Origin of the sequence: Serratia sp. CY76391 (genome assembly GCF_052166695.1) — a bacterium.
In the GTDB taxonomy this organism is placed as follows: domain Bacteria; phylum Pseudomonadota; class Gammaproteobacteria; order Enterobacterales; family Enterobacteriaceae; genus Serratia; species Serratia nematodiphila.
Genome location: NZ_JBJNOJ010000008.1, coordinates 224,953 through 246,665 on the forward strand (window position 1 = coordinate 224,953; position 21,713 = coordinate 246,665).

Sequence of the window (21,713 nt, forward strand, 5' to 3'; positions counted from 1 at the left end):
TGTGATGTATATGTAACGAAAATCTACAACCCCGCACACGTTTGCGCCAAAAAGGTGCAAATCGCTTCTGCGAGCCCGCTCGGCTTCACCCTATGTCAAATTCATGCCATCATTATTGTCAATTCAGGCATAGACTTAACCAATGCCTAACTCAGGAACGAAGCAATCATTTAATGACCAGGCGATTGAAAGTATTCATAGGGACGGTGGCGGGCTGCGCAATCCTGGTGCTGGCGTTGTGGCAAACCTTGCCGCGCTGGCTGCCGGGGGTGTTATCGCATTGGTTGCCGGCGGGGAGCCGCCTGGAATTGCAGGGCAAATTGCACTGGCGCCAGGGCGGCCTGGCGTTGGCGGGGGCGCGTTTCACTGCGCAAGATTGCCTGTTGGCCAACGTCGGGCCGACGCGGCTGGCTTACCGCCAGGGCCGCTGGCAACTGTCGAGCGATAAGGTCAGCGTCGATAGCGCCTGTTTGTCAAAACTGCCGAGCGGCGACGCCAACAGCGCGCCGCTGGCGCTCGATCAGCTGCAGCAACAGCTGCCGCAGCTGGATCTCACCATTAATGACCTGACGCTCATTCCCTGGCAGCGCTATGCCGGCAAGCTGCAGCTTTCCTCCGGCCCCGACGGGCAACGTCTGCATTATCGGGGCCCGAATCTCAGCGCCGAGGCGCAGCTGGATGAAAAACAGCAGCTGACGTTGCAGAGCCTGACCGTGGTTCCGCCCAACAGCGCACAACCGCTGCACCTCGCCGGCAAGATAACCATCCCGTTGGATCTGGCCAGCCTGCCGACGCAGGGCGCGTTGCAGGGGGAAATGCAGACCGCCTATCTGGAAAAACCGGTATTGCTGGACATGCGCTGGCAACAGCAGCAGGGCGTATTGACGGTGAGCGAGAAAGGCGACGATCGCCCGCTGGCGGTGTTGCCGTGGGAAGTCTCGCCGCAGCGGGTCAGCATCAAGCAGGGCGAGTGGCGTTGGCCGTACAGCGAGCAGCCGTTGAACGGCGGGCTCAGCATCGCGCTGCACGATTGGAGCAAAGGGCTGGATGAAACGGAGATCAGCGCGCGGCTGAACGTGATCACCGCGGGTCACAACGGCAAGGGCAATGCGGTGCTCACCCTCGGGCCGGGCAAGGTGGGGTTGACCGACAGCGATCTGCGCTTCCAACTGACCGGCCAGGCCAATCTGGCCGACTTTTCCACTACCGCGTCGATCCCGGGTGTGATCGGCGGCAGCATTCTCAACCCGACGCTGGTGCTGCAGCCCGGTTCGCTGCTGCGCCTGTGGGGCAAGGTGACGCCGGAAATGACGCTGGAAGAGGCGCGTTTGCCGCTGGCGGGCGTGAAGGTGACCGCCGCCGGCATCACCGGCCGCCTGCAGGCGATTTTGAGCGCCAGCGACAGTTACTGGGGCCGCTTCAAGCTGCACCTAGACGGCCAGGCGCAGGATTTCTGGCCGGACAAGGGCAACTGGCAATGGCGTTACTGGGGCAATGGCCGCTTGCCGCCGCTGCAGGCCGCCTGGGACGTCGCCGGCAGCGGTCGTTGGCGCGACAGTGAGTTGGTGCTCGACAAACTTTCCACCGGCTTCGATAAGTTGAAGTACGGTCTGGTGACGGTCGCCGCGCCGCGCCTGAGCCTCAATCAGCCGCTGCGCTGGCGGCGTGATGAACAAAGTCCGCAGTTCAACGGCGAGCTGCAGCTGGCGGCGGATAAGGTCAGCTTCAGCGACGGCGGCTATCTGCCGGCGCCGGTGCTGGCGCTGCAGGTAAACGGCCGTTCACCGGACAGTTTCCAGCTGCAGGGCAAACTGCAGGCGCAACAGATTGGGCCGATCGCGCTGCGCGGCCGTTGGGACGGCGAACGTCTGCGCGGCGAAGCCTGGTGGCCGAAACAGTCGCTGAAGGTGTTCCAACCGCTGCTGGCGCCGGATCTCAATCTCACGCTGCGCGACGGCGAGTTTTACGCGCAGTCGGCGTTTTCCGCCGCTCGCGAACAGGGGTTCGAGGCCGGTGGCCACTGGGTGGTGAAAAACGGCGGCATGTGGCTGAAGGACGGCGAGATGAGCGGCCTGGATTTCATCCTGTCGTACCGGTTCAAGCAGCATCAGTGGCAATTGGGGGCCAAACAGCCGGTGTCGCTGCGCATCAAGTCTTTCACCAACCTGTTCGAGATGCAGAATATTTCCGCCGATCTGCAGGGCACCTATCCTTATAGCGAAAGGCAGCCGCTGACGTTGAGCAACGTCGGCGTGGACATGCTCAACGGGCATATCAGCCTGTCGGCGCTGCGGTTGCCGCAGCATGACGCCGCGGTGCTGAAGCTGGACAAGGTCGATCTCAGCGCGCTGTTCACCGCTCTGAAACCGAAGCAGTTCGCCATGTCCGGCCGGGTCGACGGCGAACTGCCGCTGTTCCTGAATCACCCGAAATGGCTGGTGCAAAACGGCTGGATCGCCAACGCCGGCACCCTGACGCTGCGGCTGGACAAAGACATGGCCGACGCCATCGGCAGCAATAACCTGGCGACCGGCGCGGCGATCGACTGGCTGCGCTACATGGAAATCAACCGTTCGCACGCCCGGGTCGATCTCGACAACCTGGGCGAGCTGACGCTGAGCGCGCGCATCGACGGCATTAACCCGCAGAAGAGCGCCAAGCGCGAGGTGATCCTGAACTATCGCCATCAGGAAAACGTGTTTCAGCTGTGGCGCAGTTTGCGCTTCGGCGACAATTTACAGGAGTGGCTGGAGCAGGCCCTCTCACAACCTGGGGAACAACAATGAAAATCATGAGTGTGTCGGCGCTGGCAGCGGTGCTGTGCGTTTCGCTGCTGAGCGGCTGCGTGCCGCGCATCGAGGTGGCGACGCCGAAGGATCCGATCACCATCAATATGAACGTCAAGATCGAGCATGAGATTCATATCAAGGTGGATAAGGACGTCGAAAACCTGCTGAAAACCCAAAGCGGTCTGTTCTAGGAGCCGACATGAAAAAACGTTATGTGTGGCTGGCCGGCGCCGCCTGGCTGTTCAGCAGCGTGGCGATGGCGCTGACGCTGGATGAGGCGAAGCAGCAAGGGCGGGTGGGCGAAACCCTGAGCGGCTATATTGCGCCGGTGAAACAGGATGCGGAAACGCTGGCGCTGGTGAAGCGCATCAACGCCGGCCGCGCCGAGAAGTATCAGGAAGTGGCGGACGGCAACCATATCGCCGTCGACGAAGTGGCGCGCATGGCGGGGCAGAAGCTGGTGACGCGTGCGCAGAGCGGCGAGTATGTGCGCGGCATCAACGGCCAGTGGTTGAAGAAATAAAAAAAAAGCGCGCCGTCTGGCGCGCTAAATGATACGGATAGATGATTATTATGAGGGTAGTGCAGGTTTGACAGGACTTGCCTTTTGTCCGGCAGGGGCATGGCGCCCCTGCGCAGGGTCTTAGGCAGCAACCACCTGAGACAGGGCCGCTTTGGCGTCTTCCTGTGCTTTGGTCGCCACTTCCGGGCCGTAGGCGATACCTTCCGCGAAGACGAACTCCACGTCGGTAATGCCGATGAAGCCCAGGAACAGACGCAGGTAAGGTTCTACCAGGTCGGTTGGGGTGCCTTTATGGATGCCGCCGCGGCTGGTCAGGATCACGGCGCGTTTGTTTTTCACCAGGCCTTCCGGACCGTTTTCGGTGTAGCGGAAGGTCACGCCGGCGCGGGCAACCAGATCGAAATAGTTTTTCAGCTGGGTCGGGATGTTGAAGTTGTACATCGGTGCGGCAATCACGATGACGTCATTGGCCTGCAGCTCGGCGATCAGCTCGTCCGACAGCGCCAGCGCTTCTTGTTGACGCGGGGTCAACGGCGCATCGGAAGGACGCAGCGCGCCAACCAGTTCGCCGTCCAGCACCGGGATTGGCTGTGCGGCCAGATCGCGTACGGTGATGGTGTCGCCGCTATGGGCGTTGCTCCATTGCTCTACGAAGAAATCGGCCAGTTGGTTAGACTGAGAGTAGGTCGCCAGGATGCTTGATTTCAGAACCAATACGTTGCTCATCGATAATTCCTTACGTTGTGACAGTGACATCAGGACTCAGCGTCCCTTGCATGAAGTACATGCTATTCACATTTCACCAACAGTGATAGCGCAATATTTCGAGATCTTCGTTCGATTTTATTGAATGACATGCCGAGGTTTTGCTCGCGGAAGTAGGGCGAAAAAGCCGTTTGTGATAGGCTGTGCGGCTAAAGCAAAAAAATCGCTAAAAAAACATTAAACCGTTGCTAAGCCTGGTCTTGGCGGCGAAGAAACAAGGAACACCGAACGTGAAATCTCCGCTCGAGGCACTGCCGGCCCAACTGGGCGAGCTGATGCTCCGCGATCAACAACGCCTGCGTCGTCGCCTGCAGGGCGCACGAAAAATCAAAAATCCCGATGCCCAACTGGCGGTTGCCGCCGAAGTGGAAAGCGACATCGCGGCGGCGCGGCAAAAAGTGCTGGCGCGCGCCGCGTCTTGCCCGCGCATTACCTATCCGGAAAGCCTGCCGGTCAGTCAGAAAAAGCAGGACATTTTAAACGCTGTCCGCGATCACCAGGTGGTGATCGTTGCCGGGGAGACCGGTTCGGGGAAAACCACCCAGTTGCCGAAGATCTGTCTGGAGCTGGGGCGTGGGGTGAAAGGGCTGATCGGCCACACCCAGCCGCGCCGCCTGGCGGCGCGCACCGTCGCCAACCGCATCGCCGACGAGCTGGAAACCCCGCTCGGCGGCAGCGTCGGTTACAAGGTGCGCTTCAACGATCAGGTCGGGGAAAACACCCTGGTCAAGCTGATGACCGACGGCATCTTGCTGGCGGAAATTCAGCAGGATCGCCTGCTGATGCAGTACGACACACTGATCATCGATGAAGCGCACGAGCGCAGCCTCAACATCGACTTTATTCTCGGCTACCTGCGCGAACTGTTGCCGAAGCGCCCGGATCTCAAGGTGATCATCACCTCGGCGACCATCGATCCGCAGCGCTTCTCGCGCCATTTCAACAATGCGCCGATCATCGAGGTTTCCGGCCGCACTTACCCGGTGGAGGTGCGTTACCGCCCGGTGGTCGACGACGGCGACGATACCGACCGCGACCAGCTGCAGGCGATTTTCGATGCGGTGGACGAGCTTGGGCGCGAAGGGCCGGGCGACATTCTGATCTTCATGAGCGGCGAGCGCGAGATCCGCGACACCGCCGACGCTCTGAACCGCCTCAATTTGCCGCACACCGAAGTGCTGCCGCTGTATGCGCGCCTGTCGAACAGCGAGCAGAACCGGGTGTTCCAGTCGCACCACGGTCGCCGCATCGTGCTGGCCACCAACGTGGCGGAAACCTCGCTGACGGTACCGGGCATCAAGTATGTCATCGATCCGGGCACCGCGCGCATCAGCCGCTACAGCTTCCGCACCAAGGTGCAGCGCCTGCCGATCGAGCCGGTGTCGCAGGCTTCCGCCAACCAGCGTAAAGGGCGTTGCGGCCGCGTGTCGGAAGGGGTGTGCATCCGTCTATATTCCGAACAGGACTTCCTGTCGCGGCCGGCGTTTACCGATCCGGAAATTCTGCGCACCAACCTGGCGTCGGTCATTCTGCAGATGACCTCGCTGGGGCTGGGCGACATCGCCGCGTTTCCGTTCGTCGAAGCGCCGGATAAACGCAACATTCAGGATGGCGTGCGCCTGCTGGAAGAGCTGGGGGCGATCGCCACTGCCGACAATGGCCACTATCAGCTGACGCCGCAGGGCCGGCAGCTGGCGCAGTTGCCGATCGACCCGCGTCTGGCGCGCATGGTGCTGGAAGCGCAGAAGAGCGGCAGCGTGCGCGAGGTGATGATCATCACCGCCGCGCTGTCGATTCAGGATCCGCGTGAGCGCCCGATGGACAAGCAGCAGGCCTCGGACGAAAAACACCGCCGCTTCGCCGACAAAGACTCCGATTTCCTGGCGTTCGTCAACCTGTGGGATTATCTGCAGGAGCAGCAAAAGGCGAACTCTTCCAGCCAGTTCCGCCGGCTGTGCCGCAACGATTTCCTCAACTACCTGCGGGTGCGCGAGTGGCAGGATATCTATACCCAGCTGCGCCAGGTGGTGAAAGAGCTGGGGCTGCCGATCAACAGCACGCCTTCCGACTACCGCAGCGTGCATACCGCGCTGCTGACCGGCTTGCTGTCGCACATTGGCCAGAAGGATGCGGACAAGCAGGAATACACCGGCGCGCGCAATGCCCGCTTCTCGATCTTCCCCGGCTCCGGCCTGTTCAAGAAGCCGCCGAAGTGGACCATGGTGGCCGAACTGGTGGAAACCAGCCGCCTGTGGGGGCGCATCGCCGCGCGCATCGAACCGGAATGGATCGAGCCGCTGGCTCAGCATCTGGTGAAACACAGCTACAGCGAGCCGCACTGGTCGAAGTCGCAGGGGGCGGTGATGGCCAGCGAAAAGGTCACGCTGTTCGGTTTGCCGATCGTCGCGGCGCGCCAGGTCAATTACGGCGCCATCGATCCATTGCTGTGCCGTGAGCTGTTTATCCGCCATGCGCTGGTGGAGGGGGACTGGCAGACGCGGCACGCCTTCTTCCGCGACAACCAGAAGCTGCGCGCCGAAGTGGAAGAGCTGGAGCATAAATCGCGCCGCCGCGATATTCTGGTGGACGACGAAACGCTGTTCGGCTTCTACGATCGCCGCATCCCCAACGACGTGGTTTCCGGCCGTCATTTCGACAGCTGGTGGAAGAATGCCGCCAAGCAGCAGCCGGATCTGCTGAACTTCGAAAAAGAGATGTTGATCAAGGATGGCGCCAACAAGATCAGCGCGCTGGACTACCCGAACTTCTGGCATCAGGGCAATCTCAAGCTGCGGCTGAGCTACCAGTTTGAACCGGGCACCGACGCCGACGGCGTGACGGTGCACATCCCGCTGCCGATCCTCAATCAGGTGGAGGAGCAGGGCTTCGAGTGGCAGATCCCCGGTATTCGCCGTGAGCTGGTGATCGCGCTGATCAAGTCGCTGCCGAAACCGGTGCGTCGCAACTTCGTGCCGGCGCCGAACTACGCCGAGGCGTTCCTCGGCCGCGTAACGGCGCTGGAATTGCCGCTGCTGGACGCGCTGGAGCGTGAACTGCGGCGCATGACTGGCGTGACCGTGTCACGTGATGATTGGCAGTGGGATCAGGTACCCGATCACCTGAAGATGACTTTCCGCGTGGTGGGCGAGAAAAACCAGACGCTGCGCGAAGGCAAAGACCTGGCCGCGTTGCGCCTGCAGCTGAAAGAGAAGGTGCAGGAGACGCTGTCGGCGGTGGCCGACGATGGGCTGGAGCAGAGCAACCTGCATGTCTGGAGCTTTGGTCAACTGCCTACCTTTTACGAGCAGAAGCGCGGCGGCTATTCAATGAAGGCTTACCCGGCGCTGGTAGATGAAAAGGACAGCGTGGCGATCCGCCTGTTCGACAGCGAAATCGAGCAGCAACAGGCGATGTGGCAGGGCACGCGCCGCCTGCTGTTGCTGAATATTCCCTCACCGATCAAATATCTGCATGAAAAGCTGCCGAACAAGGCCAAACTGGGGCTCTATTTCAACCCGTACGGCAAGGTGCTGGAGCTGATCGACGACTGCATTTCATGTGGCATCGACAAGCTGATCGCCGAACACGGCGGCCCGGTCTGGCAAGAGGAAGGCTTTGCGCGCCTGCAGGAGCAGATCCGCGCCGAGCTGAACGACACGGTGGTCGAGGTGGCCAAACAGGTTGAGCAGATCCTGACGGCGGTCTTCAACATCAACAAACGGCTGAAGGGGCGGGTGGACATGTCGTTGGCGCTGGCGCTGTCGGATATCAAGACCCAGCTCAGCGGCCTGGTCTACTGCGGTTTCGTCACCGGCAACGGATGGAAACGCCTGCCGGACACGCTGCGCTATCTGCAGGCGATCGAGCGGCGGTTGGAAAAACTGGCTATCGATCCGCACCGGGATCGGGCGCAGATGCTGCGGGTGGAGCAGGTACAGCAGGCGTGGCAGCAGTGGTTGAACAAGCTGCCGCCGAAGCGACAGCAGGAGGAAGAGGTGAAGGCGGTGCGCTGGATGATCGAAGAGCTGCGCGTCAGCCTGTTCGCGCAGCAGCTGGGCACGCCTTACCCGATTTCCGACAAGCGCATTTTGCAAACTATCGAGCAGCTTTCGGGTTAAGCTCGGGCGCACCGGCCGGCAAGCGGCCGGCGCACCACAGGCTCAACAGGCCGCACAGCAGCAGCGTGGCGGCCAAATCCTGCCCGCGCGCCGCGATCGTCAGCCCCAGGCCGATCAACAGATAGTACAGCAGCCCGAATAACGCGCCGGCGGTGCCGAGTTGCTGCCGGTAGCGGCTCAGCGCCTGGCTCAGCACATTCGGGATAGCCAACCCGAACGCCAGCATCACCAGCGCACAGGGCAGCAGCATCCACAGGCTGTATTGCCACCAGAACAATGCCACGCCGCTGGCCACCGCCAGCAAACCGCCCAGCAGGATCTGACGTTTGGCGCTGATGCCGCGCGCCAGCAGGTGGCGGTTCAACAGCGCCCCCGCCAGGCTGCCGAGCGCCAGCATCACACCCGAGTAGCCAAACTGTTGGCTGCTCAATCCCAGCTTTTCGAACATAAACGGCGCCAGGCTGAAGTAGCTGAACACCATAATATTGAAGCTGGCGACCAGCAGCGCCGAACACCAGATGTGCCGATCGCGCAATATCGTCGCCAGGGCAATGCCCGGCGCGGCGGCCGTTGCGGTTTGCCGCGGCCGCGTTTCCGGCAATATGCCGTAACTCCACAGCAGCAGCACCAGCGCCCAGGCCGCCTGCGCGGTGAAAATCGCCGCGCTGCCGCCCCAGACGACCAGCGCGCCACCGGCGAGCATTCCCAGCAGCGGGCTGATGGAGAGCGCGATGCCGACCAGCGCGAACATGCGCCCCAACGCCGGGCCTTGATAGACATCACGCAGCATGGTTTGCGTGACGATTGAGCCGACCGCGGCGCCGAAGGCGATCAGCGCACGGGCGGCCAGCAACAGCGTGAAACTGCCGCTCAGCAGGGCGAGGCCGGCGCCGACCAGATAGAGCGCCAGACCGGCCAGCATCGCCGGACGGCGGCCGAACCGATCGCAGAAGGTTCCCCAAAAGGCGACGCCGAGGGCGAAGGCGAAGAAATAGATGGATAACGTCTGCCCGGCCTGCGCGGCGCTGATGCCGAAGTCGCTGCGGATGGCGGTGAGCGCCGGGCTGTACAGCGTTTCCAGGATCTGCGGCGTCATGATGGCGGTGACGAGCAGCGGTAAAGATAAGCGTTGCATGATGCAGGGGCTCCCTAAATGTTAAGGCGTCAGTATAGGGAGTCGCGTTTTGTTCGATTACAATCATCCGGACAAAAAACAACAGGTATAGGACAATCTGATGGCGCTGATTCAACAGCATCACCCGTTCGACCCGGATCGGCTGCCGGCACCGGCTCTCGGCATCGCGGCGGAACTGGTGGAGCACGACTCCGGGCTGCATTGGCATCAGCGTTCGCAGCTGCTGTATGCGCCGCAGGGGTGCATGACGGTCACGTTGGCGCAGCAGTGGCTGATTCTGCCGCCGACGCGCAGCGTCTGGATACCGGGCGGCATTGCGCATCGGGTGCAGCTGCGTGGCCGCGTCGCGTATCGCTCGCTGTATTTCGATCCGGCGCTGACGGCCGCCATGCCGCCACAGGCAGCGGTGCTGGCGGTAAACCCGCTGTTGGCGGCGATCGTTGAGCGCATCGCGCACTGGCCGCTGGACTATGCGTTGGCGCAGCCCCAGGCGCGCGATTTGCTGGCGGTGCTGATCAATGAGTTGGGTGAGGCGCAGCGCGAGAATACCCAGTTGCGGCTGCCGCAGGATAAGCGACTTGCCGCCTGGCTGGCGACGCTGCCGGAGAGCGACGAGTTGCCGGCGTTGGCGGCGTTGGCGCAGCGTTTGCATCTGCACGCCAAAACGCTGACGCGGCTGTTTCAGCGGGAAACCGGCCTGAGCTATCAGCAGTGGTGCCAGCAGTGGCGGCTGATGCGCGCGATCGAACTGCTGGCGTCGTTGCCGTCGGTCAGCGCGGTGGCACAGCGGTTGGGGTTTTCCAGCGACAGCGCGTTTATCGCTTTTTTTCGCCAGTTCACCGGCACCACGCCGCGGCGCTATATGCAAGGGGGGCTGAAAAAGCACAACGGCGCATAATGCGCCGTTGAGAGAGGGTTAGTTGCCTGCCGCCAGAGCGTCCAGCGCGTCGCGGATGCCGGGCACTGCCAGGGCGCGGTTATCGGCGCGATAGCGATCTTTCGCCGCCGGCGCCGAGCTTTGGATGGCGATCAGCTGCCAGCCGTCGGCGGTTTTCAACAGCAGCGGTGAGCCGCTGTCGCCGGGCAGGGTATCACACTGGTGCGACAGTACGCCTTGCTGGGCCCAGCCGGTGACCTTGCAGTTTTGGTGGCTGTAGAGATCATCCAGATGATCCTCCGGGTAGCCCGCCTGAGTGATCAGCCGTTTGGCCTGTTTCAGGGCCTGGGTCAGCGCCTTGCTGTCGCCTTGCCACAGCGGCAACGGTGCGATCGGCAGCGGCTTTTTGTCTTTCAGACGGATCAGCGCAAAATCATAAGCGGCCGCAGCGGGCGGGACAATCCAGCCATCGCCGTCCGGCTTCAGCTTTTTGCCCAGCTTGCTGTCGACCAGGGTCTCGATATTGCCGGTTTGATACTGCCAGGATTTATCGCCTGCCACAAAGCGCAGAGCGATGGCTTTATCCAGTTGCCCGGGCGGCGCCAGCACGCAGTGGCCGGCGGTCAGCGCCAGGTGCGGGGAGATCAGCGTGGCGGTACACAGATTGCCGCTGGCGGTTTCGACCTGGCCGATGGCTTGCCACGGCTGGGCGGCGGTATCCGTGACCTTGATTCGTTCATCTTTGCCGAAAAACAGACGCGTTTGCTCGGCCTTGGACGGGCCGTCGGCGCGTGCCGCCTGAGCAGCGATGAGCGGGAGTGAGCACAGCAACAGTAAAACGGATATGCGCATAGATCTCTTGCCTGACAAATACGGATCATCCATAAACACACTGAATGCTAACTATAGACTGATTTAGCAGCCATGTGGATGGGCAATAATTGATTTTTCAATAATTTCCCGCCGGCAACGCGGCAGGCTACAGGTAAAAAAAGACGGCGATCAGTCCGCAAAGGATCAGGGCGGTCAGAACGATCTCGAACAGGTAGCGGCGCAGCATCAATGAGAACCCCCCGATGAAAAAACACCCGGCGAACCGGGTGTCGTACACGTCAAGCCTGAAGCGGTGAGGGGACCCTCACGTCATTACGCTTTTTTGTGGCTGGTTTTCTTGTGGTGCTTTTTAGCCGCCTGGGCTTTCTGCGCCGGGGCTTTCTTCACGGCTTTTTTGTGATGCTTCTTGGCCGCCTGCGCTTTCTGTACCGGCGCTTTCTTGCCGTGGTGTTTCACCTGAGCTTTAGCCGGCGCAGCGGTGGCGGTGGTTGCGGTAGCCGCAGGTGCGGTGGTGGCAGCCTCGGCAGCGAAAGCCACGGAAGACAGACCCATTGCAGCGGCAACAACCAGAGCTAATACTTTTTTCATCGTAGAATCCTCAACATGACTTTTGGGTATCAACCCCACTGCGGGGCCGTTGAAATGATAGTAGGCAAACGGCGCCCGGCTTTCCGTGAGTGATTGGTTTCGGCATGTAACCTAATGTACAGGGCGACGGCGACGAGGGGATTGCTGCTATAATGACCGCCAGGCGCGATAAAAGGGATTTAAAATGAACGAGATAGTGATTCGTTGTGGCGTGACCGAACAGGGCGAGGTGCCGCTGGCCTATGAGGACTGGGGCGATGAGGCGCATCCGCCACTGCTGCTCATCATGGGCATCGGCGCGCAGCTGTTGCTGTGGCCTGACGACTTCTGCCGCGCCCTGGTGGCTCAGGGGTTTCGGGTGATCCGTTATGACAACCGCGACGTCGGCCTTTCCGGCAAAACGCAGGCGCAACGCACGCAGCCGTTGTGGCTGCTGATGCTGCGCGCCCAGCTCGGTTGGCAAACGCCGGTGCCTTATACCCTGGCGGACATGGCGACGGACGCGGCGCATCTGCTCGATCATTTACGCATCCCGCAGGCTCACGTACTGGGCGCTTCGATGGGGGGGATGATCGCCCAGGTGCTGGCCGCCGAATACCCGCAGCGCGTCGCCTCGTTATGCATCTTGTTCTCCAGTACCAATCAGCCGCTGTTGCCACCGCCGGCGCCTTCGCTGCTGTGGCTGTTGGTGCGCCGGCCGGCGGCCGATTTGACGCTGCAGCAGCGCCACGAGGGAATGAAGGTCTTCCTGCGCGCGCTCGGTACCCGGTTTTATCCGCCGGAGGAGGCGGAGCTGGATGCATTGGTGAATCGGTTGTTGAAGCGGGGCGTGGATCCCGAAGGCGTGCAGCGGCAACTTTCCGCGTTGCTCGGCAGCGGCGATCTGCGTCGCTACAGCCGGCGCATAGCCGCGCCGACGCTGGTCATTCACGGCGATCGCGATCGGCTGGTGCGCAAGGCCGGCGGGGTGGCGATCGCTCGGGCCGTCGCCAACGCCAGATTGCAGATTATGCCGGGCATGGGGCATGACCTGCCTGCGCCGTTGAGGCCGCAGCTGGCGGCGATGATCGCCCGTCATGCACTGGGATGAGAGGCCGGAATGCCGGCGTTTTTTGCTATTTTAGTTACAACATACCAATGGTGGGTGGCCACCCGCCACTCTGTAGCCAAGGCGATGTCGGCAAAGAACGTGCGTTATGAAGCATTATCCGGTCTAGCAGGCGGGAAAATGGCGCGGCAGGGCCGCGCCAGGGGAGATTACAGGTAGCGGTTTTCCAAATGCTGGCGGAAGTAGCGTGGGTTGAGCGCTTCGCCGGTTGCGTTGGCGATCAGCGTCTCGGTCGGGAAACGGCTGCCGTGGCGCCAGATGTTGTGCTGCAACCAGTGGAACAGCGGCTGCAGGTTGCCGGCGGCGATATCTTCGTTCAGCGAAGGCAGGGCCTGACGCACGCTGTGGAACAGCTGCGCGGCGTACATCGCGCCGAGGGTGTAAGTCGGGAAGTAGCCGAAGGCACCGTCGGTCCAGTGAATATCCTGCATGCAGCCGTTGCGGTAGTTGCCGATGGTGTCGAGGCCGAGGTAAGCACTCATCTTCTCATTCCACAGCGCCGGAATGTCTTCCACTTCAATGTCGCCTTCGATCAGCGCTTTTTCAATTTCGTAGCGCAGGATGACGTGAGCGGGATAGCTCACTTCGTCGGCGTCGACGCGGATCAGGCCCGGTTTAACGCGCTGGTTGAGGCGAATGAAGTTGGTCTCTTCCAGCGCCGGCTGTTCGCCAAACTGCGCGGTAACCAGCGGACGCAAGATTTTCAGGAATTCATTGCCGCGCGCCAGCTGCATTTCGAACAGCAGGCTCTGCGATTCGTGGATAGCGGTAGAACGGGCCAGGGCGACCGGCTGGCCAAGCAGATCGCGCGGCAGGTTTTGCTCGTAGCGGGCGTGGCCGGTCTCGTGCACGATGCCGAGCAGCGCGGTCAGAAACTCTTTCTCGTTGTAACGCGTGGTGATGCGTACATCTTCCGGCACGCCGCCGCAGAACGGGTGGGCGCTGACGTCGACGCGGCCATTGTCGAAGTTGAAACCGAGCAGTTTCATCACGCTCAGGCTCAGCTGACGCTGGGTGTCCACATTAAACGGGCCTTGTGGCGCCTGGCAGGGCTCATTAGCTTGTTTGGCCACCACGCGCTGCAGCAGATCCGGCAGCCAGGTTTTCAGATCGCCGAAGATGCGGTCGAGATCGCTGCTGCGCATGCCTGGCTCATACAGGTTGAGCAGGGCATCATAACGGCTTGTGCCTGCCGCCTGCGCGCGGATCTGCGCCTCTTCCCGGCTGAGCTTGACCACCTCGCGCAGGTTGTCGGCGAAGCCATCCCAATCGTTGGCCGGGCGCTGGGCGCGCCAGGCGTGTTCGCAGCGCGCACCCGCGAGCGACTTGGCCTCTACCAGCGACGCCGGCAGCAGCACGGCGTCTTCATATTGGCGGCGCATCTCGCGCAGGTTGGCGCGGTCAAGTTCGTCCAGCGTCTCTTGCTGCGCGCGATCCAACAGCGCGCCGGTGCTTTGTGCCGTTAAAATCTGGTGCTGCAGTACGCTCAGCTCGGCCAGCGCTTCGGAGCGCGCCTTGCTGCCGCCCGGTGGCATCATGGTTTGCATGTCCCAACCGGCGATGGCGGACAGGTGGCCGAAACGCGACAACCGGCTGAACAGGGCGCGCAGGTGATCGTAAGCAGACGTGTTGGAATGTGCAGATGTCATTATTATTCGGCTCCAATGAGAAGGTCTGGCGGCATTATGCCAGATCGGCTTTTAAACTGAATGTCGGCTTTACCGGCCAGCAGAAACGGAAACTGGCGCCGCCGAGCGAACTGCCTTCGACGAACACCTGCCCCTGGTAGGCGACGGCGATGGAATGGACGATGGCCAGTCCCAACCCGCAGCCGCCGGTAGCGCGATCGCGGCTGGGGTCGAGACGGACGAAAGGTTCAAACACCCGTTCACGCTCTTCCGGCGGAATACCCGGCCCGTCATCCTCGACCTGCAAGCAGGCGAGGTCGCCGTCAAACCACAGGCCGACGCGCAGACGCTGTTCGGAATAGCGCAGCGCGTTGTTGACCAGGTTGTCGAGCACGCGCTCCATCAGGCGCAGATCGACGCCGCCGAAGTCGCCGACGTGTGGGATATCGAGCTGGATGTCACGTTCCTGATGAATAAGACGGATATCATCGACCTTGTCCTCAAGCCATTTTGGCAGATCGATGGGTTCAATGTTTAACGCAACCTGCGGACGGTCCAAACGGGCATAGGTCAGCAGCTCGTCGATCAGCGACTCCAGCTGGCCGATATCGCGGTTCAGCGCCTGCTGCTCGCTTTCAGACAAATTATCGCTCATTTCGAGCCGGTAACGCAGGCGCACCAGCGGCGTTCGCAGCTCGTGCGCGATGCCGTCGATCAGCTGTTTCTTGCTGGCGATCAGGGTGTTGACACTGTCGGCCATCTGGTTGAACGCCACGCCGAGCCGGCTCAGGCTGGAGGTGGGATCGAAGTGGGTGCGCTCATCAAGATGCCCGGCACCGAGTCGCTGGGCGGCGTTTTCCAATTTGAGCAGGTCTTGCCAATGCGGCCGCATCCACAGAAACACCGGCAGCGCCAGCGACATGCCGATAAACACCAGCAATACCAGATCCAGCAGGCGCATTTGGTGCAGGTAGAACAGATAAGGAATGGGGCCGACCACTAACACGTAGTGGCTGCGCGGAATGCGCTGCATAAAGGTGTACTGATCGTCGAGGGCGATGATTTCCCCCAGCCGCAGCCGTTTTTTCAGATCCTCGCTCAGCGCCTGTTTGCCGAGCGGTTCGATATGCAGTTTGAACGACAGATTGAGATCCAGCGTGGCGATGGTCTTGTTCCAGTCCTTCAACGGGATTTCGCGCAGCTCGCTGCGCATCAGGTACAGCGAACTTTTCATCAGATCGTCCATCGACTGGCGGCCGGCGCGCTCGGCGGTTACCTTGTACACAAGGCCAACCAGCATCGCCATCACCAGAAAACAGACGAACAGCAACAGGAAGAACTGGACGAAAAGTTTTCTCATTGTTGCACCGATGCCCAGGCGTTAGGGGCGAACAGATAGCCTTTATTGCGCACGGTCTTGATGCGGAACGGTTCCAGCGCGTTATCGTACAGCTTGCGGCGCAGGCGGGAGATCGCCACGTCGATGCTGCGATCCATGCCGTCATAGCTTACGCCGCGCAGGTTTTGCAGCAACGCCTCACGATCCATAATCTGCCCGGCGTGGGTCGCCAATTCCCACAACAAATCGAAATCCGAGGTGGACAGGGTGATCGTTTCTTCGCCCAGCGTGACCTGCCGGTTGACCGGATCGATGCACAACAGCCCGAAATGCAGCGCGTTGTGCTGGGTGAGCGGCTGAACCGACTCTTCTTTCGGCTGCTGGCTGTGTTGGCGCAGGTGCAAACGCAGGCGGGCCAGCAACACCGCCGGCGGCGTGGTTTTCAGTATATAGTCGTTGGCGCCCATCTCCAGCGACAGAATATGGTTCATGTCGCTGTCGAGCGAGGTGAGCAGCACGATCGGGCCGGGGAAGGTAGGGCGCAGATCGCGGCACAGCGTCATGCCGTCTTTGCCGGGCAGCATGATGTCCAGCAGCACCAAATCGGGTTGCTCGCGCTCAATGCGCGCCTGCGCGCTGTCGCCGCGCGGTTCGATCAGCACCTCGATGTCGTGTTTGCCCAGATAGGCGGCGATCAGCTTGCCGACTTCAGGATCGTCTTCCACAAAAACAATTTTATGCATATGCCCGTGTTTTAATAAGAAAAGCGGATTTCAGCATAGCGCGGCCTACAGCGATGCGCCATGCGGATCTTTGCCTCAGCGTAGCGGCCGCCCGCCGTCGACGCCGTGGGTGCGGCCGGTCACGTAACGGCTCTCTAGCAGGTAGTTCACCAGATTGACCACTTCGCTCTCGCCCGGCGCGACCTTCATCAGCGATTTCGCCAGCGCTTGTTGGCGGTAGGCTTCATCGTCGCCCGGATTGAAGATGATCAGCGCCGGCGCGATGGCGTTGACCTTCACCTCCGGCGCCAGCTTGCGGGCGAACGATCGGGTCATATTGTCCAGCGCGGCCTTGCTGGCGGCGTAGGCGATATGTTTGTCGCTGCCTTTTTCCACCACGTAGTCGGTCAGATGGATAATGTCAGCGCCTGCCTGGCCCTGGCCGGTCAGGCAAGATTCGAGCAGTTGGTTGAGCAAATAGGGCGTATAGACGTGAATTTGCAGCATCGCCGCCATCACTTGCTCCGGCGGCACTTCCGCCGACTCGGCCTGCCAGGCGCTGGCGTTGTGGATCACCGCGCGCAATTTGGGCGCCACCTGCCGCACCTGGTCGGCGAAACGGTAGATACCTTCGTGCGTGGAAAAATCGCCTTGAATACAACTGGCGCCCAAGGCTTTCAACTCGGTCATCGCCGGATATTCGCTGCGATAGGCGATGATGACGGGAACGCCGCGCTGGAGAAACGCTCTGGCGAGCGCCAGCCCGATGCGCCGCGCGCCGCCGGTTATCAGCACCGGGGCAGAGTTGGGGTGTTCCATTGATTAAAGCTCCTGGACAGACTGGCAAACAATAGGGGAATTATGCCATCATACGGCGGAAAGTCGTTAAAGCTTCGCATGATTATCCATTTCTGGATGTAAGATCCCCAATGCGTTTCAGGTTGCCGCCCGGCGGCGGCTTGAAAGACCACGGGTTAACACTGGCCATGAGAGGAATGAGGGGATGAACAGCAATCACCTTGCATCCATCGCGCGCAGTGAGAAAATCTGTTTCGACTATATGGATTTTCTGTCCGCATCGTGCAGGAAGCACTGGCGCTTTGTTGATGCTATTTATGGTGTGATGCCGATCTTCGGCATGGTGTTGAAATCGCGCGTGACCACGTCACAAACGCGCAAAGAGCAGTTGAAAGAGCTGGCGCTGCAAGTGGTGTCGACACAGGTCAGCGATGAAACCAATATCGTACGCCTGATTGACCTGGCGCAGCAGCAGGGCCTGACGGTGTTTGATATTCAGTTGCCCTATGCGCTGGAAGCGCAACAGCTGGCGGCCATTCAAAAAGAGTGCGAGGAAGGCATTGCGATCGCCCTGGTGGGTGAGCGCATGACCATCACCATTCCCCCTAAAAGCTGACCGGGTGTACCGCCCCGGCCGCCCGTTCATGGTTAGGCAATTGACTTACCGCGATGGCCTAACCATGAACGTGATGTCTCAAGCCGCATGACGGCCGGCGTCTAGAGCTGGGTCCCGGCATTCGGGCCGGAGCGCAGGGTATAAATACTGTCTATATGAATTAACACCGCGTACTTCGGCGGCTTCATCCCATTTTTTTCCGCAAACGTCAACGCATCGTCAAACGGCTTGCCCGCCAGAAACAGTTCGGGCGTGCCAACGAAGCGGTAACCGTCCAGCGCCTCGCGATCGATGATCACCACGGCCATTTTCGAGCCGGCCTTGATGTTTTTCAGCGTTTGGCCACCGGTATTTTCGTTGTAAATCAGCGTACGGTCATCATAGAGGCGCAAAGAGCGCTTGGGGCCGATATCGGGAACGCCGTTCGGGCTGCTGGTCGCCTGCACAGGCAGCTGTTTAGCCAACATCTTCTTCATCTCGTCATTCAATTCATTCATTACAGATGACCCTCAGATTGGTGTGTCACTTTTAATGCAAGGTAGCGGAAGCGTTGGCCGCCGGCGCGCAGACGCTGGTTTCCGGCAGCCGGTGTTCGCGCAGCAAGTGCAGGGTTTCAATCCTGAAACGCAGCAGGTGCCGTTCGGCGATCTGCTGCATCTGTTCGCACAGCGACGTATCGTCCAACAATTGCTCGATAGCGACTCGGGCCTGATGAACATGCAGCTCGACGCCGCGAAGAGGCTTCTGCCGCAGGCGCAGATGGGTAATGTTGTTGAACGTGACGATCAGTGCGGCAAGGGCAGACTCGAAAATATTCAGCGCTTCAAATCTGGCGGTATATTCCGCGTTCAGCCAGGGCTTCTCGGCGATGATCGCCTGAGCCCCCTCCAGCGCCTGTTGATAGCGCGCCATCGCCAGGCGATCGCGCCGCTGATTGAATGCCGTGTTGCCCTCAGCGATCCGTGCTTCCCAAGCGGCAAACAAGGGTAATGCGTGCAGCAGTTTTTCAGCCATGAAATGCCTTCCATTTTCAGCCTGTCTAAACCCGCCTCCTGACGCCTCTCGGCAGGGGGGCTCGAGCCATACCGTCAATCACAATTGATAATGATAATTAATTGCATTTGAGATCGCAAGAGGAGCCACTGACGGATTAATCACGGGGAGCGGGGTAAGAGGAAGGACGAGCAAATGAAATGCGGCTGACGGGCAGCCGCATGGGCAGGCGATTTTAGTGCAACATAAACCAGCCGGCAGGCAGCGTGGCCACCAGCAGCAAGAAGATGCTGCTTTTTTCCAGGCGATTGAGCAGATTGATATCTCGATGGCCGCGGCGGGCATACATGAACACCAACAGCCCTGGCGCATACAGCAGCACCGACATCAGCAAGTGCATCAGCCCGGAAGCATACAGCAGCCACAGGCCATAGACGCAGGCGCCGGTGGCGGCGAAGATCAGGCGTTTGTCGCGGCGGCGGTAAGCCACCTTGAACAGAAACGCGCCGACCAGGAAGTAAGGCACCAGGATCATCTCTGACGCGATGGTCAACAGCGAGTTGTAGTTGCTGCCGGTCAGCCAGATCAGCACCAGCGCCAGTTGCACCGCGATGTTGGTCAGCCACAGCGAAGAAGACGGGGCGTGATGGCGGTTCTGCTTGCCGAACACGCGCGGAAACGCGCCGTGCTGCGCGGCCAGCAGCGGCACTTCCGCCGCCATGATGGTCCAGCTCAGGTAGGCGCCGCACACGGAAACGATCAGGCCGGCGGCGATGAGCACGTCTCCCCACGGGCCGATCAGTTCTACCATCAGCACCGCCATTGACGGATTGCGCATCTCGGCCAGTTCGCTGCGCGGCACCACGCCCAGCGACAGCAGCGTGACCATCAGGTACACCGCCAGCGCCGACAGCACCGCCAGCATAGTGGCGCGGCCCACGTCTTTCTTATTGCGGGCGCGGGCGGAAACCACCACCGCGCCCTCCACGCCGATAAACACCCACAGGGTGATCAGCATGGTGTCCTTGACCTGTTCCCACACCGGTTTGCCGAGGGCGATGCCGTTGAAATCCAGTGTGAACACGTCCATTTTAAAGGCGATTGTCGCCAGAACGGCGAACATCCCCAGCGGCAACAGCTTGGCGAGGGTGGCTGCCAGATTGATGCTGGCGGCGGTTTGCACGCCGCGCAGCACCAGCGCGTGCACGATCCACAGCAGGGCGGACTCGGCGATCAGTGCCTGCCAGGTATTGCCGTCACCGAGGATAACGTTGCCGCCGCGATCGGTAAAAATGCTCAGCGCCGCGAACACGATCACCAGATACGAGACGTTGGCGATCACGGCGCACAGCCAGTAACCCCAGGCGGAGCAGAAGCCCACCAGTTCGCCGAATCCTTCTTTGGCGTAGGTGAAGATGCCGCCGTCCAGATCCGGACGCAAACGCGTAAGCAACAGCATGGCGAATGCCAAAAACAGAATGCCGACGCCGGTGATCCCCCAACCCAGCAGCAGCGCGGCGGGGCTGGCGACCTGCGCCATGTTTTGCGGCAGACTGAACACGCCGGCGCCCAGCATCGAGCTGAGCACCAAAGCGGTTAGCGCGGTAAGACCGAGTTTTTTTTCCAATGACGGATCCTGAACGCAGAATAAACAACTGGAAGGGAACTGCTTGGCGGCAACAATGTATTAACAACCACTGCGCGAATAGACAATAGCCCTAAAAATTGGCGCAAATTCTACGGAGGGATGATTAGAGATGCAATGATTGAATATGCGGAATTTACAAAAAACTATTCAACGCGCGATGGAAAAAGCGGCAATAAAAACGGGCAGCTCAAGGGCTGCCCGATGGTAAACCTAAAAACGTGTTTTATTTGAACAGATCGGCGCTGACGGTCAGGTTGCCGCCGCTCTTGTTCTGCCACTGGCGGGTGACGTGGTAGTACTTGGCGCCTTTCTCGGCCGCGCGTTTCGCCACTTCGGTGGAGACATCGGTCATGCTGTTGAAGTGGCCGGTGAAGGTGACGGAATCGAACGGCACCATCTGCGCGGCGGTCACGTTGTTCACTTCCTGGATCTTGGTGCCGTTAGGCAGCGTGACGGTATAGCGTTGGCCGGTAGAGGACTGGGTTTCGAAGAAACGGCCCACTTCGCGGCTTGGCGAACCGGAAGACGCGACGCCAGGAATTTCGACTTTTGCGGCCGCGGCGCCGCCGGCAGCCAGGGCGGCGCGGCCGGCGTCAGAATCAGCCGGAATGGCGTCCGGGCTCTGCACGCGGCGTTTCGGCGCATCGGCCTTATAGATATAGGCGGTGACGAACTGGTTGCCGCCGGAGTTGGCGTCAACCTGGCGCACGATGAAGAACGAAGCGGCGCCTTTTTTCTTCGCTTCTTTGGAGATGGCGTCGTTGATGTCCGGCTGGCTGCGGTAGAAGCCGCTGACGCTCACGGTATCGTAAGGCTCCAGCAGGTAGGCTTCCTCTTTAGGCAGTTCGTTCACGCCGTTAAATACGCGGTATTTTGGTGTTTTGCTCACTTCTGGCGCATCTTTATGATAAAGGTCTGCGGTGACGCGCCAGTTGCCGCCGTTGTTGCTGTTGTTGCTGTCCTGGATATAGAAGGAATCGGCACCCAGTTTATCTGCACGGCGGGATACGGCGTCGACGGCTTCATTGATGGCATTGAAGCGGCCGGTAATCGTGATGCGATCAAACGGCTTCAGCGCCGCTGCTTTCTCAGGAGTTAACTCTTGCGCCGCATGAGCAGACAGCGCGGTGAGTGATAACAAGGCTGACGCGATGATCGTGGTCTTCAGCTTCATAAAAAATCCTTTCGCCTAGCGCATTAACGTTTATAACGTACTGAACTGTTTAAGTGTA

Annotated in this window: 20 protein-coding genes; 7 read left to right on the top strand and 13 right to left on the bottom strand. The window is 60.6% G+C overall.

The genetic code is table 11. The features are described from left to right. Positions 1 to 173 precede the first annotated feature (173 nt). From ACJ8PN_RS16315 to ACJ8PN_RS16325, 3 genes are read left to right on the top strand one after another with little or no spacing between them, the layout of a single operon-like run. Positions 174 to 2,786: a YdbH family protein gene (locus ACJ8PN_RS16315; RefSeq protein WP_437188827.1), complete on the top strand. Its 2,613-nt coding sequence runs from the start codon at positions 174 to 176 to the stop codon at positions 2,784 to 2,786. Continuing rightward, on the top strand, positions 2,783 to 2,980 hold the full coding sequence (locus tag ACJ8PN_RS16320; RefSeq protein WP_004930472.1) for a YnbE family lipoprotein: 198 nt from the start codon (positions 2,783 to 2,785) through the stop codon (positions 2,978 to 2,980). The genes ACJ8PN_RS16315 and ACJ8PN_RS16320 overlap by 4 nt, the downstream gene beginning before the upstream one ends. Positions 2,981 to 2,988: 8 nt before the next feature. Further along, positions 2,989 to 3,312 carry a YdbL family protein gene (locus tag ACJ8PN_RS16325; protein WP_015377995.1) on the top strand — a complete coding sequence of 108 codons (324 nt, stop codon included), beginning with the start codon at positions 2,989 to 2,991 and terminating at the stop codon, positions 3,310 to 3,312. Positions 3,313 to 3,432: 120 nt separating this feature from the next. On the opposite strand, the gene azoR is transcribed toward ACJ8PN_RS16325, so the two are convergent. Next, positions 3,433 to 4,038 carry an FMN-dependent NADH-azoreductase gene (gene azoR, locus ACJ8PN_RS16330; protein ID WP_015377994.1) on the bottom strand — a complete coding sequence of 202 codons (606 nt, stop codon included), beginning with the start codon at positions 4,036 to 4,038 and terminating at the stop codon, positions 3,433 to 3,435. Between the two features lie 269 nt (positions 4,039 to 4,307). Here azoR and hrpA point away from each other — a divergent pair, with 269 nt between their 5' ends. Continuing rightward, positions 4,308 to 8,195, top strand: coding sequence for an ATP-dependent RNA helicase HrpA (gene hrpA, locus ACJ8PN_RS16335; protein WP_437188828.1), 3,888 nt, complete (start codon positions 4,308 to 4,310; stop codon positions 8,193 to 8,195). Here the strand turns inward: hrpA and ACJ8PN_RS16340 are convergent. After that, positions 8,173 to 9,330: an MFS transporter gene (locus ACJ8PN_RS16340; RefSeq protein ID WP_442535076.1), complete on the bottom strand. Its 1,158-nt coding sequence runs from the start codon at positions 9,328 to 9,330 to the stop codon at positions 8,173 to 8,175. The two genes, hrpA and ACJ8PN_RS16340, sit on opposite strands and share 23 nt — an antisense overlap. Before the next feature lie 100 nt (positions 9,331 to 9,430). On the opposite strand from ACJ8PN_RS16340, the gene ACJ8PN_RS16345 reads away from it, so the two are divergent. Beyond that, positions 9,431 to 10,228 (top strand): AraC family transcriptional regulator, encoded by a 798-nt coding sequence (locus tag ACJ8PN_RS16345; RefSeq protein WP_171454103.1) that lies wholly within the window; start codon positions 9,431 to 9,433, stop codon positions 10,226 to 10,228. An 18-nt stretch (positions 10,229 to 10,246) separates the two neighbouring features. Here ACJ8PN_RS16345 and ACJ8PN_RS16350 read toward each other — a convergent pair whose 3' ends face one another. The 3 genes from ACJ8PN_RS16350 to asr form a co-directional block, all read right to left on the bottom strand. Then, positions 10,247 to 11,059 carry a trypsin-like serine peptidase gene (locus ACJ8PN_RS16350; RefSeq protein ID WP_131164734.1) on the bottom strand — a complete coding sequence of 271 codons (813 nt, stop codon included), beginning with the start codon at positions 11,057 to 11,059 and terminating at the stop codon, positions 10,247 to 10,249. A 127-nt stretch (positions 11,060 to 11,186) separates the two neighbouring features. Next, positions 11,187 to 11,318 (bottom strand): hypothetical protein, encoded by a 132-nt coding sequence (locus tag ACJ8PN_RS16355; protein WP_016927581.1) that lies wholly within the window; start codon positions 11,316 to 11,318, stop codon positions 11,187 to 11,189. A 35-nt stretch (positions 11,319 to 11,353) separates the two neighbouring features. Then, complete coding sequence (gene asr, locus ACJ8PN_RS16360; protein ID WP_004930450.1) at positions 11,354 to 11,629, bottom strand: acid resistance repetitive basic protein Asr; 276 nt, start codon at positions 11,627 to 11,629, stop codon at positions 11,354 to 11,356. A gap of 184 nt (positions 11,630 to 11,813) precedes the next feature. Here asr and ACJ8PN_RS16365 point away from each other — a divergent pair, with 184 nt between their 5' ends. Next, positions 11,814 to 12,719 (top strand): alpha/beta fold hydrolase, encoded by a 906-nt coding sequence (locus tag ACJ8PN_RS16365; protein ID WP_351108652.1) that lies wholly within the window; start codon positions 11,814 to 11,816, stop codon positions 12,717 to 12,719. A gap of 167 nt (positions 12,720 to 12,886) precedes the next feature. On the opposite strand, the gene ACJ8PN_RS16370 is transcribed toward ACJ8PN_RS16365, so the two are convergent. The 4 genes from ACJ8PN_RS16370 to folM all read right to left on the bottom strand — a co-directional run bounded on the left by ACJ8PN_RS16370 (position 12,887) and on the right by folM (position 17,245). Continuing rightward, positions 12,887 to 14,386, bottom strand: a complete 1,500-nt coding sequence (locus tag ACJ8PN_RS16370) for a carboxypeptidase M32 (protein WP_015377988.1) — start codon at positions 14,384 to 14,386, stop codon at positions 12,887 to 12,889. Between the two features lie 34 nt (positions 14,387 to 14,420). Next, positions 14,421 to 15,725, bottom strand: a complete 1,305-nt coding sequence (gene rstB / locus ACJ8PN_RS16375; protein ID WP_031299665.1) for a two-component system sensor histidine kinase RstB — start codon at positions 15,723 to 15,725, stop codon at positions 14,421 to 14,423. Further along, a complete protein-coding gene (rstA, locus tag ACJ8PN_RS16380) occupies positions 15,722 to 16,447 on the bottom strand; it encodes a two-component system response regulator RstA (RefSeq protein WP_004938307.1) in 726 nt (241 codons plus the stop codon). The genes rstB and rstA overlap by 4 nt, the downstream gene beginning before the upstream one ends. A gap of 75 nt (positions 16,448 to 16,522) precedes the next feature. Next, positions 16,523 to 17,245: a dihydromonapterin reductase gene (gene folM, locus ACJ8PN_RS16385; RefSeq protein ID WP_016927586.1), complete on the bottom strand. Its 723-nt coding sequence runs from the start codon at positions 17,243 to 17,245 to the stop codon at positions 16,523 to 16,525. Positions 17,246 to 17,429: 184 nt separating this feature from the next. Here folM and ACJ8PN_RS16390 point away from each other — a divergent pair, with 184 nt between their 5' ends. Further along, positions 17,430 to 17,840 (top strand): hypothetical protein, encoded by a 411-nt coding sequence (locus tag ACJ8PN_RS16390; protein WP_004938301.1) that lies wholly within the window; start codon positions 17,430 to 17,432, stop codon positions 17,838 to 17,840. A gap of 101 nt (positions 17,841 to 17,941) precedes the next feature. On the opposite strand, the gene ACJ8PN_RS16395 is transcribed toward ACJ8PN_RS16390, so the two are convergent. From ACJ8PN_RS16395 to ydgH, 4 genes are all read right to left on the bottom strand, one after another. After that, complete coding sequence (locus tag ACJ8PN_RS16395) at positions 17,942 to 18,337, bottom strand: pyridoxamine 5'-phosphate oxidase family protein (protein ID WP_004938299.1); 396 nt, start codon at positions 18,335 to 18,337, stop codon at positions 17,942 to 17,944. A 31-nt stretch (positions 18,338 to 18,368) separates the two neighbouring features. Continuing rightward, a complete protein-coding gene (locus tag ACJ8PN_RS16400) occupies positions 18,369 to 18,854 on the bottom strand; it encodes a hypothetical protein (protein WP_015377985.1) in 486 nt (161 codons plus the stop codon). Positions 18,855 to 19,068: 214 nt separating this feature from the next. Next, positions 19,069 to 20,460, bottom strand: a complete 1,392-nt coding sequence (locus tag ACJ8PN_RS16405; RefSeq protein WP_411260782.1) for an amino acid permease — start codon at positions 20,458 to 20,460, stop codon at positions 19,069 to 19,071. A gap of 244 nt (positions 20,461 to 20,704) precedes the next feature. Beyond that, the gene (gene ydgH / locus ACJ8PN_RS16410; protein WP_004938291.1) at positions 20,705 to 21,655 is read right to left on the bottom strand and encodes a DUF1471 family protein YdgH; all 951 of its coding nucleotides are present in this window, start codon (positions 21,653 to 21,655) and stop codon (positions 20,705 to 20,707) included. Between the last annotated feature and the right edge of the window lie 58 nt (positions 21,656 to 21,713).